Origin of the sequence: Pseudomonas sp. PSKL.D1, from assembly GCF_028898945.1 — a bacterium.
GTDB lineage: Bacteria > Pseudomonadota > Gammaproteobacteria > Pseudomonadales > Pseudomonadaceae > Aquipseudomonas.
In genome coordinates this window covers 5,087,555-5,102,817 of record NZ_CP118607.1, presented here as the reverse complement: position 1 = coordinate 5,102,817, position 15,263 = coordinate 5,087,555, and the positions used below count along the sequence as shown (strand labels likewise).

Sequence of the window (15,263 nt, the reverse complement as noted above, 5' to 3'; positions counted from 1 at the left end):
TGCCTGTACAAGTGTTTTTGACTAACGCCTAGGCTTCAGGCCAGGGCGCAACCGGTGTGGTCGACCTCGACGAACGAGCGGCCCGAGCTGATTACCTCAGCCAGGTCGTCTTCGTCGCGCATCTGCCCTTGGGGCTTGCCGCGTAGCAGGTAGTAATCCTTCAGTACCTGATGGTCACCGGGGCGAATCAGCTCATCACCGGTTGGCCCCTGGAAGCGCATGCCCTGCAGCGCGGCGGACACGGCAGCGCCGTCCAGCGTGCCAGCCTTGATGATGGCGTCGAGCATGACCTTGGTGCCGATGTAGTCGGCCGCCAGTGGGTAGTTGGGGTTGATGCCGTACGCTTTTTGAGTGGCGGCAACCAGTTGCTTGTTCAGCGGGGTGTCGACCTGGTGCCAGTACTGTGCGCCGAGGTAAACGCCTTCAAGCACATCGCTGCCCAGCTCCTGGAACTGGTCGAGGCCGGCCGACCACACCATCAGCACTTTCATGCGGTCCTTTATGCCGAAGTTAACCGCCTGGCGCAGGGCATTGGATGCCTGGCTGCCGAAGTTGAGCAGCACCAGCACGTCTGGCTTGGCGGCGATGGCGTTGGTCAGGTAACCGGAAAATTCCTGCTCTTGCAGGGAGTGGTAGCTGTTGCCGATGTGCTCCACGCCCATTTCGGCGAACACCTTGCGCGCGTTGTCCAGCAGCGCGTCGCCGAACACGTATTGCGGGGTGATGGTGTACCAGCGCTTGGCCTGGGGCAGCTGGCGAATCATCGGCACCAGCGTTTCGCGGATGGCGCCGTAAGTGGGCACCGACCAGCGGAAGGTCGAGGCGTTGCAGTCTTTACCGGTGATTTCGTCGGCGCCAACCGGGGTCATGAACACGCCACCGGCCTTGTGGATTTCTTTTGACACCGCCAGGGCCGAGGACGACAGGGTGCAGCCTTGAAAGAAGCGCGCACCGTCCTGGCCAATGGCTTCCTGCACCTTGCGCACCGCCTTGCCGGCGTTGCCTTCGGTGTCGATGACTTTGTACTTGAGCGGGCGACCGAGCAGTTGCGGGTGTTCGGCAATGGCCAGGCGCGAGCCCATGTCGGCGTACTTGCCGTAGCTGGCGAACGCGCCAGACATGGATTTGAGCCCGTAGAAGGTCAGCGGTTCGTCGGCGAATGCCCGGTGTGCTCCCAAGGGGAGGCTACCTAAGGCACCCAGGGCAAGGCCTGCCTTGAGCAGGGTACGTCTTTGCATGGGTAACTCCTTGGTTGTGGTTATTAGGCAGGAGTGGCAATGACAAAGCGGGTACGGCCGGGCCTGTGTGCAGGCCTCTGTTCAGGCGGTTCAGTGGTTGTGCTCGAACTCCAGCAGGAAGTGGCGGGCGACCTCGCCTTCAAGCGCGGTCATGTGGTGCTCGGCGTCGCACATGTGTTCGTGCATCAACCGGCGTACGGCAGCTTCGTCGCTGGCGCGCAGGGCCAGCAGCAGCTGTTTGTGGTAATCGATGTTGGCAGCGGCAAACTGCTGGCGCTTGGGCAGGTAGGCTTTTTTCAGCACCACCAGGTCACGCAGCAGGTCGTTGAGGAACACCGCCATGAAGCGCAGCAAAGGGTTGGGGCAGCGATGTGCCAGCAAGGTGTGGAACTCCAGCTCTGCCAGGCGTTGTTCGCGCTGGCCCTGTTCGCTGTCTTCCGGGGTGCTGCAGAAGTCGATGTTGGCCTGTAGCGCGGCGTAGTCCGCTTCGCTCAGTTGGCCCATCACCGACACTGCCAGCTCCACTTCGATGACTTTGCGCAGCTGGTAAACCTGTTCGCCATCCAGGTGCTGGAAGTGCAGGTAGTTGCGCAAGGCCCGGCTGGCGGGTTCGGTGCCGACCTCGGCCAGATAGGCGCCGCCACTCGGCCCGGTGCGGGTATTGACCAGGCCTTCTACCTCCAGCGCTTTGAGCGCTTCCCGGGCCGTGCCTTTGGAACATTCGAAATGCTCCATCAGCTCGCGCTCGGTGGGCAGCCGGTCGCCGGGGTGCAGCGCTTCGGTCACGATCGAGCGTTTGACCGATTCGACGATGACGTCGGACAGCTTCTGGCGCTTGCGTTTGGGTTTGAGCATTTCGCTATTTTTCGTATTTATGCGGATAAATAGGATTTAGCGAGTTTTGCTCGGTGGGGTCAATCGTGTGGAGGAAGGGGGGTCGCAATTGGTGCGAAAGGGTCGCAAATCGAACCGGTAGGAGCGGATTTATCCGCGATGGGGCGCAGCGCGCCCCCGATAACCCCGGAATCAACCCTGGCGGCCGGGCCCTTGCTGAAGGTGCGCCTGGCTGCAATACCACTCATTACCCTGCTGCAACGCCCGGTCATTGGGCAGGTGCACGCCGCAATGGGCACAACGCACCATCTTCAGCGGTGCATCGAGCTTGGGCTCGTTGTGCGACTGCTGGCTGGCTTTGAACTTGCGCCACAGCCAGAACGCGGCGGCGATCAGGGCGATCCAGAAAAGTAGGCGAACCATGGTGTCCAGCTTGTTGAAAGTAGAAGGCCACAGTCTAGGGCGCGCCCATAAAAAAAGGGAGGCCTCAGGCCTCCCTTTCTCGTACTGCATGCTTCAGTCGAACAGACCAAACGTCATGTAGCTGAACCACGAGCGATCTTTCTCGGCTTCTTTCGGGCCTTCCGGCACGATCGGGTCGCCATTTTCGTCTTTCGGCAGCAGCTCTTGCGGCATCTCGTCACGCGCGTCCTGGAACTGCTTGACCACGTCCTGGTTGGCACGGGTTTCACCCGGTGGCAGCGGTGCGTCGGTCTCGATCAGGCCCAGGGTGGCCTTGGACAGCCACGAACGGCCATCGGCCTCGTCCTGCTTGGGCTGGAACTGGCCATCGACCAGGCTCGGGTGGTCCGGGTAGTTGAGCTTGAGGGTTTCCAGGCTGGTGGCGGCCAGCTCGTCCAGGCCCATCTTCTGGTACGACTCGACCATCACGGCCAGGCCGTCGCCGACGGACGGCGTTTCCTGGAAGTTTTCCACCACGTAACGGCCACGGTTGGCGGCGGCTACGTAAGCCTGACGGCTCAGGTAGTAGTCGGCCACGTGAATTTCGTACGAAGCCAGCAGGTTGCGCAGGTAGATCATGCGCTGCTTTGCGTCTGGCGCGTAGCGGCTGTTGGGGAAGCGGCTGGTCAGCTGGGCGAACTCGTTGTACGAGTCGCGGGCAGCGCCCGGGTCACGCTTGGTCATGTCCAGCGGCAGGAAGCGCGCCACCAGGCCACGGTCCTGGTCAAACGAGGTCAGGCCCTTGAGGTAGTAGGCGTAGTCCACGTTCGGGTGCTGCGGGTGCAGGCGGATGAAGCGCTCGGCGGCCGATTTGGCAGCCTCCGGCTCGGAGTTTTTATAGTTGGCGTAGATCAGCTCGAGCTGCGCCTGGTCGGCGTAACGGCCGAACGGGTAGCGCGACTCCAGGGCCTTGAGCTTGTTCACGGCGCTGGTGTAGCTCGAGTTGTCCAGGTCGGCTTGAGCTTGTTGATACAGCTCGGCCTCGCTGAGGTTCTCGTCAATGACTTCCTTATTGGAGGAACAGGCCGCGGTGAGCCCGAGGATGGCGATCAGCAGCAGGTGTTTCACTTGCATGGCGGCTTGCGTCCCTTTGACGGCCGCTGTCTTGGGCGGTGCCGTCCTGTTATGATGAGCGCCCCGGCCAACCCCGGGACAAAAGAAGCCGTATTTAACCACAAGCTCGCAGCCGAAACCAAAGGCTGTGCGCCCGCCGAATCGAGCATGTCCGAGATCATTCAACTTAGCGCAGAGGTACCGTCCGAATTGGGCGGTCAACGCCTCGACCAGGTCGCCGCCCAATTGTTCGACGAGTATTCGCGCTCGCGGCTGACTTCGTGGATCAAAGAGGGCCGCCTGACGGTCGATGGCGCCGTGCTGCGCCCGCGTGACACCGTCCATGGTGGCGCCGTGCTGGCTCTGGAAGCCGAGCAAGAGGCCCAGGGCGAGTGGATCGCCGAAGACATCGAGCTGGACATCGTCTATGAAGACGACCAGATCCTGGTGATCAACAAGCCGGCCGGCCTGGTCGTGCACCCGGCTGCGGGGCATGCCACGGGCACGTTGCTCAATGCCTTGCTGCACCATGTGCCCGACATCATCAACGTGCCGCGTGCCGGTATTGTCCATCGCCTGGACAAGGACACCACCGGCCTGATGGTGGTGGCCAAGACCCTGCAGGCGCAGACCAAGCTGGTGGAACAGCTGCAAAGCCGTTCGGTCAGCCGCATCTACGAGTGCATCGTGGTGGGCGTGGTAACCGCCGGTGGCAAGATCGACGCCCCGATCGGCCGCCATGGCGGCATGCGCCAGCGCATGGCCGTTACCGACGGCGGCAAGCCTGCGGTCAGCCATTATCGCGTGCTCAAGCGCTTCCGTTCGCACACCCATGTACGGGTGAAGCTGGAAACCGGCCGTACTCACCAGATTCGCGTACACATGGCACACGTCGGGTTCCCGCTGGTCGGCGACCAGACGTACGGCGGCCGCTTCCGTATTCCACCGGCGGCCAGCGTGGCCATGGTAGAAGCCGTGAAGACCTTCCCACGGCAGGCCTTGCACGCACGCTTCCTGGCGCTGGACCACCCGACCACCGGTGAGCGCATGGAGTGGGCATCGGAGCTGCCGGACGATTTCACCTGGCTGCTGTCGCTGCTTAACCAGGACCGCGAGAGCTTTATCGGATGAGTGGCCTGACGCAGTCGCTGTTGATACCCGACTGGCCAGCCCCGGCCTCGGTATGCGCCTGTGTCACGACCCGTGAGGGCGGCGTCAGCCTGCCGCCCTACGAATCGTTCAATCTTGGCGACCATGTGGGCGATGCCCAGCTGGCTGTCGCCGAGAATCGCCGTCGCCTGAGCGACGAGTTCGCCATTCAGCCCGCCTGGCTCAAGCAAGTGCACGGCCTGGTAGTGGCGGATGCCGACCCGGCCGTTGTGGCCGAAGCGGATGCCAGCTGGACCGACCAGCCCGGTATCGCCTGCACCGTGATGACCGCCGACTGCCTGCCTGCACTGTTCTGTGACCGCGCCGGTACCCGTGTAGCGGCTGCTCATGCCGGCTGGCGCGGGCTGGCGGGCGGGGTGCTGGAGGCCACGCTTGACCGGTTGGCGTTGCCGCCGCAAGAGGTGCTGGTGTGGCTGGGGCCGGCCATTGGGCCGCAAGCGTTCGAAGTGGGCCTTGAAGTGCGTGATGCCTTTACGGCGGTGCATCCAGAGGCTGCCACAGCCTTTGTTGATGGCGAGCGGCCTGGCAAGTTGATGGCCGACATTTATGCCTTGGCGCGTATCCGCCTGGCGGCCCGGGGCGTTACTGCTGTTTATGGTGGCGGGTTCTGCACCGTGAACGATGCGCGGTTTTTCTCTTATCGCCGTACCCCGCAGGGCGGGCGCTTTGCCTCTCTGGTCTGGCTGGAGGCTTGAGCAGCTTGCGCGAGCTTCATCGCGGATAAATCCGCTCCTACAGGTCAAGGTGATCCTGTAGGAGCGGATTTATCCGCGATGAGGCCAGCGCAGGCTGACCCCGGTCAACCCCGCTACGCTTGAATCTTCCAGAATCAGCCTTATCTATAAGGTCATCTCAGGCAGGTTTCTTCATAAACAGGCGCTGTCCATCGCTCCGACCTGCCCTTACAGGAAGGTATCCCCATGCGAATAGACCGTTTGACCAGCAAGCTTCAACTTGCAATATCCGACGCCCAATCCCTTGCCGTTGGCATGGACCACCCGGCCATAGAGCCCGTGCACCTGCTGCAGGCACTGATCGAACAGCAGGGTGGCTCCATCAAGCCGCTGCTGATGCAGGTAGGTTTTGACATCAACAGCCTGCGCCAGGCGCTGGTGAAAGAGCTCGACCACCTGCCGAAAATCCAGAACCCCACCGGCGACGTAAACATGTCGCAGGACCTGGCACGCCTGCTCAACCAGGCCGACCGCCTGGCCCAGCAGAAAGGTGACCAGTTCATCTCCAGCGAACTGGTGCTGCTGGCTGGCATGGACGAAAACAGCAAGCTTGGCAAACTGCTGCTGAGCCAGGGCGTGAGCAAAAAGGCCCTGGAAAACGCCATCAACAACCTGCGCGGCGGTGCGGCGGTGAATGACGCCAACGCCGAAGAGTCGCGCCAGGCGCTGGACAAGTACACCGTCGATCTGACCAAGCGCGCCGAAGAAGGCAAGCTGGACCCGGTTATCGGCCGTGACGACGAGATCCGCCGTACCGTGCAGGTGCTGCAGCGCCGTACCAAGAACAACCCCGTGCTGATCGGTGAACCCGGCGTGGGCAAGACCGCCATTGCCGAAGGCTTGGCTCAGCGCATCATCAATGGCGAAGTGCCTGACGGCCTGAAAGGCAAACGCCTGCTGGCGCTGGACATGGGCGCGCTGATTGCCGGTGCCAAGTACCGCGGTGAGTTCGAAGAACGCCTAAAAGGGCTGCTTAACGAGCTGTCCAAGCAGGAAGGCCAGATCATCCTGTTCATCGACGAACTGCACACCATGGTTGGCGCCGGTAAAGGCGAGGGCGCCATGGACGCCGGCAACATGCTCAAGCCGGCCCTGGCCCGTGGCGAACTGCACTGTGTGGGTGCCACCACGCTCAACGAATACCGCCAGTTCATCGAGAAGGACGCAGCACTTGAGCGCCGCTTCCAGAAAGTGCTGGTGGAAGAGCCGAGCGAGGAAGACACCATCGCCATCCTGCGCGGCCTTAAAGAACGCTACGAAGTGCACCATAAGGTGGCTATCACCGACGGCGCGATCATTGCGGCGGCCAAGCTGAGCCACCGCTATATCACCGACCGCCAGCTGCCGGACAAGGCCATCGACCTGATCGACGAAGCGGCCAGCCGCATCCGCATGGAGATCGATTCCAAGCCGGAGGTGCTCGACCGCCTCGATCGCCGCCTGATTCAACTGAAGGTGGAGTCCCAGGCGCTTAAAAAGGAAGAAGACGAGGCCGCCAAGAAACGCCTCGAGAAGCTGACCGAAGAAATCGAGCGGCTGGAGCGTGAATACTCCGACCTTGAGGAAATCTGGGCCTCCGAGAAAGCTGAAGTGCAGGGCTCTGCGCAGATTCAGCAAAAGATCGAGCAGGCGCGCCAGGAGCTGGAAGCCGCCCGCCGCAAAGGCGACCTCAGCCGCATGGCCGAGCTGCAGTACGGGGTGATCCCGGACCTGGAGCGCAGCCTGCAAATGGTCGACCAGCATGGCAAGACCGACAACCAGTTGCTGCGCAACAAAGTAACCGAGGAAGAAATTGCCGAAGTGGTGTCCAAGTGGACCGGCATCCCGGTGTCGAAAATGCTTGAAGGCGAGCGCGAGAAGCTGCTGAAGATGGAAGGCCTGCTGCACCAGCGCGTGATCGGCCAGGACGAGGCGGTGACCGCCGTGGCCAACGCCGTGCGCCGCTCGCGTGCCGGTTTGTCTGACCCGAACCGCCCAAGTGGCTCGTTCCTGTTCCTTGGCCCTACCGGCGTGGGCAAGACCGAGCTGTGCAAGGCCTTGGCCGAGTTCCTGTTCGACACCGAAGAGGCCATGGTGCGCATCGACATGTCCGAGTTCATGGAGAAACATTCCGTGGCTCGCCTGATCGGCGCCCCGCCAGGCTACGTGGGGTATGAAGAGGGCGGCTACCTGACCGAGGCCGTGCGCCGCAAGCCTTACTCGGTGGTGCTGCTGGATGAAGTGGAAAAGGCTCACCCGGACGTGTTCAACGTGCTGCTGCAGGTGCTTGAAGATGGCCGCCTGACCGACAGCCATGGCCGCACGGTGGACTTCCGCAACACGGTGATCGTGATGACCTCCAACCTGGGCTCGGCGCAGATCCAGGAACTGGTGGGTGACCGCGATGCCCAGCGTGCGGCGGTGATGGATGCGGTGGCTTCGCACTTCCGTCCGGAGTTCATCAACCGGATCGACGAAGTGGTGGTGTTCGAGCCGCTGGGCCGTGACCAGATCGCCGGCATCACTGAAATCCAGTTGGGCCGCCTGCGCAGCCGCCTGCTTGAGCGCGAACTGTCGCTGAGCCTGAGCCCCGAGGCTCTGGACAAGCTCATAGCTGTGGGTTACGACCCGGTGTATGGCGCCCGGCCATTGAAGCGTGCGATCCAGCGCTGGATCGAAAACCCGCTGGCGCAACTGATCCTGGCAGGGGAGTTCATGCCAGGTACGGCGATTACCGCCAAGGTGGAAGGCGAGGAAATCGTCTTCGCCTGACCGCAAAGCCCCGCTACGGCGGGGCTTTTTTCGCCCTGCAGAAACTATTTGCATAAGTTTCTGAAAATTTTGAAATTTTTGCTTGCATCAAAATTCGAGTGCCCCTAATATACGCCGCGTTGTCAGCCACTAAGCGAATCACTGGAAACATCGGTGACCGCAAAACAACTTACAAATCAGTAAGTTGAATGAAAAAAAGGGGTTGACAAGCAAAACGAAGAATGTAGAATAGCCGGCCTCAGCAGCGACAAAGCGAAAGCGAAGAAGCTAAAGAGTTCGAAGCTAACACAGACTTCGAAGCAGTAAAGATGTACCGAAGTTCAGTTCCGCGATAGCTCAGTCGGTAGAGCAAATGACTGTTAATCATTGGGTCCCTGGTTCGAGTCCAGGTCGCGGAGCCAATCTCGGGGTGTAGCGCAGTCCGGTAGCGCGCCTGCTTTGGGAGCAGGATGTCAGGAGTTCGAATCCCCTCACCCCGACCATTTTCCGGGTCGTTAGCTCAGTTGGTAGAGCAGTTGGCTTTTAACCAATTGGTCGTAGGTTCGAATCCTACACGACCCACCATGTAAAAAGGGCATCTCGACTGAGATGCCCTTTTTCTTTTGTCCCGAATTTAATCATTGCCTTTTGGGCCTGCGTTGCAGGCCATCGCGGATGAATCCGCTCCTATGTATGGACTCGCCCACACTGTCTAGCTGCTTTTTGAACATAGGAACCCGGTTGCATCTATGTATCAGGCCTATTCGAGGAAGCTTTTCGCTTCTGGCCAACATCGTGGTGAGCTCGCAGTTTGCCGTTTACATTGAGGCCATAATGTTGCCGGGCCTGTAGGAGCGGAGGCATTTCTCTGCGACGGTCTTACCAAGGGGCAATGTTCACTAGCAGGGGTTGGGGCGCGCAGCGCCCCGGTGGCATTGCTCGGTTGATCAGCTGCTCATGGCAGCCTCCTCATGACCTTTCGGTTTGCGTTGATAAACCTGATCACTTTGCAGCAGTGACCAAATAATGCGCAGATTTCGATTAGCCAGTCTGATCGCCGCCTCCTTGCGCCCAAGGCGGGATAGCCAGCGCAAGAGGCGGCGATCATCTGGCTGATCGGAATCAGGCTTTAGCTGACTCAAGACAGCATGCGCGCCTTGAATCATCAAGCTGCGTATGTAGCCGTCACCTCGCTTGCTCATTCTGCCCAGCCTGATTTTGTTTCCGCTGCTGTGCTGGTCGGGCACGACACCGAAGAAAGCAGAAAACATCCGGCCACTGGCGAAGCGTGCAGGTTCTGTCTCTTTCGCCACGATCGCCGTGGCGATGATGGGGCCGACACCACGAATGGTGATCAACCGTTGTGCGACCTTATCCTCTTGGGCTGTCGCTTCGAGCCGCGCACTTAGCGTCGCAATGCGCTCACTCAGAAAGAGCCAGTCAGCTAGCAGTTCATCGAGCAACTCGCGCAACAAATCAGGCAGGGGCAAGGAGGCATCCTCAAGAGCTCGCGGTACATGTGTACTGATCGCGGTATCACCTTGGGGCATGGATACACCATGCTCAAGCAGCAAGCCACGCATCTGATTACCCAGCGCTGTATGTCGCTTGATGTTGCCGCGCCGGATACGGTGCAGCGCCTGAATAGTCAGTGCTGTGGTGCTCTTGACCGGTATCGAGGCGATGCTGCTGTCGCGACCAGCGCGCAAAATGGCATGAGCGTCGTTACGGTCGTTCTTGGCGCCACTGCGGTGCTCGGCCACGCGTTGCGCAGGCAGAATGCGAACCGGATTACCCTTGGCCTGCAGCAACCTGGCCCAGGCTTGCGCACCCGGACCACACTCCATCAAGACAGTTACCGTCACTGGCACCTTGAGTAGGAAATCATGGAAAGCCTGTCGGGATTTGATGCGATCTTCGTAGATCACCCGACCGGTAGCATCCTCGCCTGCTAACTGGAAGACCTGTTTGGCCAGGTCTACGCAGATGGTTGTGCAAAGCTCCACATCAGTGGAAGACAGGGAATCGTGCTTCGAACTATGCTTTTTCATGGTCTCGCCCTCGCTGCCGTTGGCTTCTTCGAACGCCACCGTGGCACTGTGATGCCTCGGCGGGGGCGAGTCCATCGATTACAGTGGACACACATCACCTGTAGGAGCGGATTCATCCGCGATGGGGCGCATAGCGCCCCCGCCAATCCTCAATGCAACTTCAACCGCGGCTCTGTACCCCGGCCAATCTTGCTCCCCAGCATCAGCATCGCCGTGCGGAAGAACCCGTAAAGCGCCATCTGGTGCATGCGGTACAGCGACACGTAGAACATCCGCGCCAACCAGCCCTCCAGCTTCACGCTGCCCATCAGGTTACCCATCAGGTTGCCAACCGCCGAGAACCGCGACAGCGACACCAGCGAACCGTAGTCCTTGTAGGCGTAGGTCGGCAGCTCTTTGTTCTCCAGCCGCGCCTTCAGGCTCTTGGCCAGCAACGAGGCCTGCTGGTGCGCAGCCTGCGCGCGTGGCGGCACGTTGCGGTCGCTGCCTGGTTGCGGGCAGGCGGCGCAGTCACCAAAGGCGAAGATGTTGTCGTCACGGGTGGTTTGCAGGGTAGGGCGCACCACCAACTGGTTGATGCGGTTGGTTTCCAGCCCGTCGATGTCCTTCAGGAAGCCCGGTGCACGAATGCCCGCCGCCCAAACCTTCAGGCTGGCCTGGATCACTTCGCCGTCCTTGGTCTTCAACCCATCTTCAGTTACTTCGCTGACCGCCGCGTTGGTCATGACGGTAACACCGAGTTTCTCCAGCGTTTTGTGCACCGGCACGCTGATACGCTCAGGCAGGGCAGGCAGAACACGCGGGCCGGCCTCGATCAGGGTGATGTGCATGTCTTTGGGCTGAATACGGTCCAGGCCATAGGCCGCCAGTTCGTGCGCCGCGTGGTGCAACTCGGCCGCCAGCTCTACACCGGTGGCGCCAGCGCCAACAATGGCAACGCTGATCTGCTCGCTGGCCACATCACCGGCATGGGCGCGCAGGTAGTGGTTCAGCAACTGCTGGTGGAAGCGCTCGGCCTGCTTGCGGGTGTCCAGGAACAGGCAGTGCTGCGCCGCGCCCAGGGTGCCAAAGTCGTTGGTGTTGCTGCCCACAGCGATGACCAGGGTGTCGTAACCCAGCGTACGTGCAGGCAACAGCTCGCGGCCGTCTTCGTCGAGGGTTGCGGCCAACTGGATTTGCTTGCCTTCCCGGTCCAGGCCGCTCATGCGCCCCAACTGGAAGTTGAAGTGGTTCCACTTGGCCTGGGCCACGTAGTTCAGTTCGTCTTCCGAAGAGTTGAGCGAACCCGCAGCCACTTCGTGCAACAGCGGCTTCCAGATGTGGGTGAGGTTGGCGTCGACCAGGGTGATTTCAGCCTGTTTGCGTTTGCCCAGGCTTTTACCCAGGCGGGTCGCCAGTTCCAGGCCGCCGGCGCCGCCGCCGACAATCACGATGCGATGAGTCATGGGAATATCTCATAAGGTTTACGGAATTCGTGGCCCAAGGGGCCGGCCGCAAACTGCATGAGGGGCGGGCGAGCGCGAGGCAGCTCATAGCACCAGTCCACTCAACAGGCGGCTGATAAGGCCCAACCCGATGGTCACGGCCACCACCAGCACAAGGAGCAGCCAAGGCCGAAATGGCCGGCGCTCAACTTGGTGCTGGGGGGCACGCAGATACTCATCGACACGACGCTGATCTTCCGGATTCAGTCGGCTGGTCATGGTGGGCCTCGTCAGGTAGACGTATGTGACTGCACAAACGCTACAGCGTTCGGGCAAGTACTTGAGGTAAATGATAAAGCTTTCTGTCCCTGGCGCCGAGTGTACGCCATTGCAAACACACTCGGCACTGGATCAAAGACTGATGCCCACGTCGAACACGATGCTGCGGCCCAGGTTGCCGCGCAAAAAATCCGGCGCGTCGGGGTGAGCGAACAGCACCCGGGCAAATGTTGGCCCGACCAGTGACAGCGAGCGCCAGCCCTGGCGCAGGTATTCGGTGGGGGGCGGGAAGTGGGTGTTGAGGTCGAGCACTTCGCGCTTGAGGCTGGAGAAGGCGATGATGTCCAGTTCGCTCAGGTCCAGCCCGCGCTCCCGGTAGTTGTGAGCCTTCTTGCGCAAGGTCGGTGCCAGGCGGGCGAGCAGTTCGGTAGCCGCGATGCGCCGGGGCCGGGCCTCGCGCCGCACCAGTTGCGCAAGGGAAAAGGCACTGCGCCGGCGCTGCAGCTCTTCGCGCCATTCGTCATTGAGGCGGCGGCCTTCGTCCAGCACGAAAAACACCTCGAACGCGGCATCGCGGAACAACACGTCCGGTGGCTCCTGGCCGGCGGGGGTGAAGTCCTCGCTGCGGTAGGGAATGTTCAGCCCTTGCAGCAGGCGTTGGCACACCCAACGCTCACGCTCCCATTTGCGGGCATTGGACAGAAACGCATTGGCTTGTTCGGCCTGGATGGTAAGCAGGCGCAGGTAGTCTGAGTCATCCATGCACACAAGCTTAGTCGGCAATTGTGAACGGTAAGGTCTTGTTTGCACGTGGGTGTAGACTCAGTTGATACGGGCCGGGAGCGATGGCGACGTGATCAGTGCACAAGTGCTTTCCACCACCAGCATGGTTGTTGGCTGGCTGGGCTACCTGCCTTTGCTGGTCTGGGCCGCATCGCGCACGCGCTGGGTGGAGTTATGCACAGACCGGCGCCGCCAGCATTTGCTGTTTGGCACGGTGTTTTGCCTGTTTGCCCTGTGGCTGGTCAGGCGTGATTTCGAGACAGGGGTTTCGTACCACTTCATTGGCATGACCGCGGTGACGCTGCTGCTGGACTGGCCATTGGCCGTGCTGGGCGGCTTTCTCGCGCAACTGGGTTTGCTGGCGCTGGGGCGGCAGGACCTTGCCGCGCTTGGTGTGAATGGCTTGCTGCTGGTTGGCCTGCCGGTGCTGGTTACCGAGGTGTGCGCGATTCTGGTCGAGCGGGCGCAGCCGCGTAACCTGTTCGTTTACATCTTCTGTTCCGGGTTTTTCCCGGCCGCGTTGACGGTGCTGGTGTGCCTGCTGGCGGGGTTGGGGGTGTTGTGGCTGGACGGGCGCTTTGCCATGCCGGAGTGGCTCAGCGATTTTGTGGGCTATTTGTGGTTGATGATGTTCCCGGAGGCGTTCATCAACGGCATGGTGATCAGTGCGCTGGTGGTGTTTTGCCCGGAGTGGCTGGAAACCTTCAACCGCACGCGGTACCTGCAGGCGCCATGGAAGGATGACGGGCGGTGAACACCGCTCCAACAGGTACTGTAGGAGCGGATTCATCCGCGATAGGGCCCTAACAGGCTACCCTCAATGCCGAGGCTCCAAATCCCCCGAATACAACTCGTCTTCCGACTCTTCCGCCCCAGGAATCTTGTGCTCTTCAGCCGCCCAGGCCCCCAGATCGATCAGCTTGCAACGGTCGGAACAAAACGGCCGGAACGCGTTTTGCTCGTTCCATTCCACAGGTGCGCCACAGGTCGGGCAATCGACGGTCAATGGCTGGCTCATGGCTGGCCTCCTCGTAAAGTCAGGTAAAAATCGTGCAAACGGTCAATCTGCTTGTGCAATGTGGCCAGGTCATTGTCGTTGACCACCACATCATCGGCATGGCGCAAGCGTTCCTCGCGGGCCAGTTGCGCATTTAAAATCGCCTGCACCTGCTCGGGGCTGGTGTTGTCACGTTGCAGCGTGCGCGCCACTTGCAGCTCTGGCGGCGCATCGATCACCAGCACACGCTGGGTTTTCTTGTGCTGGCCAGACTCGATCAACAAGGGCGACACATACACCGCGTAAGGCGACTCGGCCTTGGCCAGGTAGCTGAAAATCTCCTGCCCGATCAACGGGTGCAGCAACTGTTCCAGCCATTTGCGCTGGGCCGGGTCGGCGAAAATCAGCTGGCGCAACGCGGCACGGTCAAGCTGGCCATCGCCCTGCAGCACGCCCGGGCCAAAACGTTCGACGATGCTCGCCAGCGCGGGCCGGCCAGGCTCGACCACCCAGCGCGCCGCCTGGTCAGCATCGACCAGATGCACGCCGAGTTCGACAAAACGCTCTGCCGCGGCACTTTTGCCGCTGCCGATGCCGCCGGTCAGGCCGAGAATCCAGGGAGTAAAAGCCGCTGTGGTCATCAGAATCCAAGCAGTTGCAGGTAAGAGGCGTATATTTCATCACCCCAGAGCACGGCAATCCACCCCGCAATGGCCAAGTAAGGGCCAAAAGGTATCGCCGTGCCGACCGATAGCCTGCGCAGGCGCAGCAAACACAGCCCGATAACCGCACCCACCACCGACGACAGCATCAAGGTCAACGGCAACACCTGCCAGCCGCCCCAGGCGCCGATCAATGCCAGCAGCTTGAAATCGCCGTAGCCCATGCCTTCCTTGCCGGTGATGATCTTGAACAGCCAGTAAACGCTCCACAGGCTGAGGTAGCCCGCCACTGCCCCCCAAAGCGCATCGCTCAATGGCACAAAGGTGGCGAAGGCGTTGGCGATCAGGCCCAGCCACAGGGTTGGCAATACCAGTACATCCGGCAGCACGCCATGGTCGGCATCAATCAGGCTCAACGCCAACAGGCACCAGGTGAGTGGTAACGCCAGCAACGCCTGGGCTGACGCACCAAAATGCCAGGCGACCACCAGCGACAACAACGCGCAGGCCACTTCCACCAGCGGGTATCTCACACTGATGGAGTGCTTGCAGGCCGAACAGCGCCCCCTTAATGCCAGGTAACTCACCACCGGGATGTTTTCCCACGCACGGATGCGATGCGCGCAGTGCGGGCAGCGGGAGGCGGGCAGGCACAGGTCGAAGCGTGCATGTTCGGCCAGCGGCAGGCCCAGCACCTCTTGCGCCTCACGTTGCCACTGGCGCTCCAGCATGATCGGCAGGCGATACACCACCACATTCAAAAAGCTGCCCACCAGCAGGCCCAGCACGGTTGCCAAGGTGAGGAAATACGCCGGCTGCTCGGCCAGAAAAGTCCATAACGTCATG

Annotated in this window: 15 protein-coding genes and 3 tRNA genes; 7 read left to right on the top strand and 11 right to left on the bottom strand. The window is 61.1% G+C overall.

Annotated elements, in window-relative coordinates; translation table 11 throughout:
- Window positions 1-35: 35 nt before the first annotated feature.
- The 4 genes from PVV54_RS22820 to PVV54_RS22805 all read right to left on the bottom strand — a co-directional run bounded on the left by PVV54_RS22820 (window position 36) and on the right by PVV54_RS22805 (window position 3,608).
- Entirely contained in the window at window positions 36-1,238 is a 1,203-nt protein-coding gene (locus tag PVV54_RS22820; protein ID WP_274907400.1) for an ABC transporter substrate-binding protein, read from the bottom strand.
- Between the two features lie 90 nt (window positions 1,239-1,328).
- A complete protein-coding gene (locus PVV54_RS22815; protein WP_274907399.1) occupies window positions 1,329-2,093 on the bottom strand; it encodes a FadR/GntR family transcriptional regulator in 765 nt (254 codons plus the stop codon).
- A gap of 171 nt (window positions 2,094-2,264) precedes the next feature.
- Entirely contained in the window at window positions 2,265-2,495 is a 231-nt protein-coding gene (locus PVV54_RS22810) for a PP0621 family protein (RefSeq protein ID WP_274907398.1), read from the bottom strand.
- A 93-nt stretch (window positions 2,496-2,588) separates the two neighbouring features.
- Window positions 2,589-3,608, bottom strand: a complete 1,020-nt coding sequence (locus tag PVV54_RS22805; RefSeq protein WP_274907397.1) for an outer membrane protein assembly factor BamD — start codon at window positions 3,606-3,608, stop codon at window positions 2,589-2,591.
- A gap of 147 nt (window positions 3,609-3,755) precedes the next feature.
- Between PVV54_RS22805 and rluD the strand changes: the two genes are divergently transcribed.
- The 6 genes from rluD to PVV54_RS22775 all read left to right on the top strand — a co-directional run bounded on the left by rluD (window position 3,756) and on the right by PVV54_RS22775 (window position 8,806).
- Window positions 3,756-4,718 (top strand): 23S rRNA pseudouridine(1911/1915/1917) synthase RluD, encoded by a 963-nt coding sequence (rluD, locus tag PVV54_RS22800; protein WP_274907396.1) that lies wholly within the window; start codon window positions 3,756-3,758, stop codon window positions 4,716-4,718.
- Window positions 4,715-5,452: a peptidoglycan editing factor PgeF gene (gene pgeF, locus PVV54_RS22795; RefSeq protein ID WP_274907395.1), complete on the top strand. Its 738-nt coding sequence runs from the start codon at window positions 4,715-4,717 to the stop codon at window positions 5,450-5,452. The genes rluD and pgeF overlap by 4 nt, the downstream gene beginning before the upstream one ends.
- Window positions 5,453-5,677: 225 nt before the next feature.
- The gene (gene clpB, locus PVV54_RS22790) at window positions 5,678-8,242 is read left to right on the top strand and encodes an ATP-dependent chaperone ClpB (RefSeq protein ID WP_274907394.1); all 2,565 of its coding nucleotides are present in this window, start codon (window positions 5,678-5,680) and stop codon (window positions 8,240-8,242) included.
- 325 nt (window positions 8,243-8,567) lie between these two features.
- A tRNA-Asn gene (locus tag PVV54_RS22785) sits at window positions 8,568-8,643 on the top strand.
- A gap of 4 nt (window positions 8,644-8,647) precedes the next feature.
- Window positions 8,648-8,724 (top strand) — tRNA-Pro (locus tag PVV54_RS22780).
- Between the two features lie 6 nt (window positions 8,725-8,730).
- Window positions 8,731-8,806 (top strand) — tRNA-Lys (locus PVV54_RS22775).
- A gap of 362 nt (window positions 8,807-9,168) precedes the next feature.
- Here PVV54_RS22775 and PVV54_RS22770 read toward each other — a convergent pair.
- The 4 genes from PVV54_RS22770 to PVV54_RS22755 all read right to left on the bottom strand — a co-directional run bounded on the left by PVV54_RS22770 (window position 9,169) and on the right by PVV54_RS22755 (window position 12,737).
- Complete coding sequence (locus PVV54_RS22770) at window positions 9,169-10,227, bottom strand: IS110 family transposase (protein WP_274910394.1); 1,059 nt, start codon at window positions 10,225-10,227, stop codon at window positions 9,169-9,171.
- 194 nt (window positions 10,228-10,421) lie between these two features.
- Window positions 10,422-11,717: an NAD(P)/FAD-dependent oxidoreductase gene (locus PVV54_RS22765; RefSeq protein ID WP_274907393.1), complete on the bottom strand. Its 1,296-nt coding sequence runs from the start codon at window positions 11,715-11,717 to the stop codon at window positions 10,422-10,424.
- Between the two features lie 84 nt (window positions 11,718-11,801).
- Window positions 11,802-11,975 carry a DUF3094 family protein gene (locus PVV54_RS22760; RefSeq protein WP_013970765.1) on the bottom strand — a complete coding sequence of 58 codons (174 nt, stop codon included), beginning with the start codon at window positions 11,973-11,975 and terminating at the stop codon, window positions 11,802-11,804.
- Window positions 11,976-12,107: 132 nt separating this feature from the next.
- Window positions 12,108-12,737 (bottom strand): DUF1780 domain-containing protein, encoded by a 630-nt coding sequence (locus PVV54_RS22755; protein ID WP_274907392.1) that lies wholly within the window; start codon window positions 12,735-12,737, stop codon window positions 12,108-12,110.
- A gap of 124 nt (window positions 12,738-12,861) precedes the next feature.
- Between PVV54_RS22755 and PVV54_RS22750 the strand changes: the two genes are divergently transcribed.
- Complete coding sequence (locus PVV54_RS22750) at window positions 12,862-13,512, top strand: energy-coupling factor ABC transporter permease (RefSeq protein ID WP_446731477.1); 651 nt, start codon at window positions 12,862-12,864, stop codon at window positions 13,510-13,512.
- A gap of 63 nt (window positions 13,513-13,575) precedes the next feature.
- Here the strand turns inward: PVV54_RS22750 and yacG are convergent, their stop codons facing one another.
- The 3 genes from yacG to PVV54_RS22735 are packed head-to-tail and all read right to left on the bottom strand — an operon-like array spanning window position 13,576 to window position 15,262.
- A complete protein-coding gene (gene yacG / locus PVV54_RS22745; RefSeq protein WP_274907390.1) occupies window positions 13,576-13,776 on the bottom strand; it encodes a DNA gyrase inhibitor YacG in 201 nt (66 codons plus the stop codon).
- Window positions 13,773-14,396 (bottom strand): dephospho-CoA kinase, encoded by a 624-nt coding sequence (gene coaE, locus PVV54_RS22740; RefSeq protein WP_274907389.1) that lies wholly within the window; start codon window positions 14,394-14,396, stop codon window positions 13,773-13,775. The genes yacG and coaE overlap by 4 nt, the downstream gene beginning before the upstream one ends.
- Window positions 14,396-15,262 (bottom strand): prepilin peptidase, encoded by an 867-nt coding sequence (locus tag PVV54_RS22735; protein ID WP_274907388.1) that lies wholly within the window; start codon window positions 15,260-15,262, stop codon window positions 14,396-14,398. Before PVV54_RS22735 ends, coaE begins: the two co-directional genes overlap by 1 nt.
- Window position 15,263: the final 1 nt, after the last annotated feature.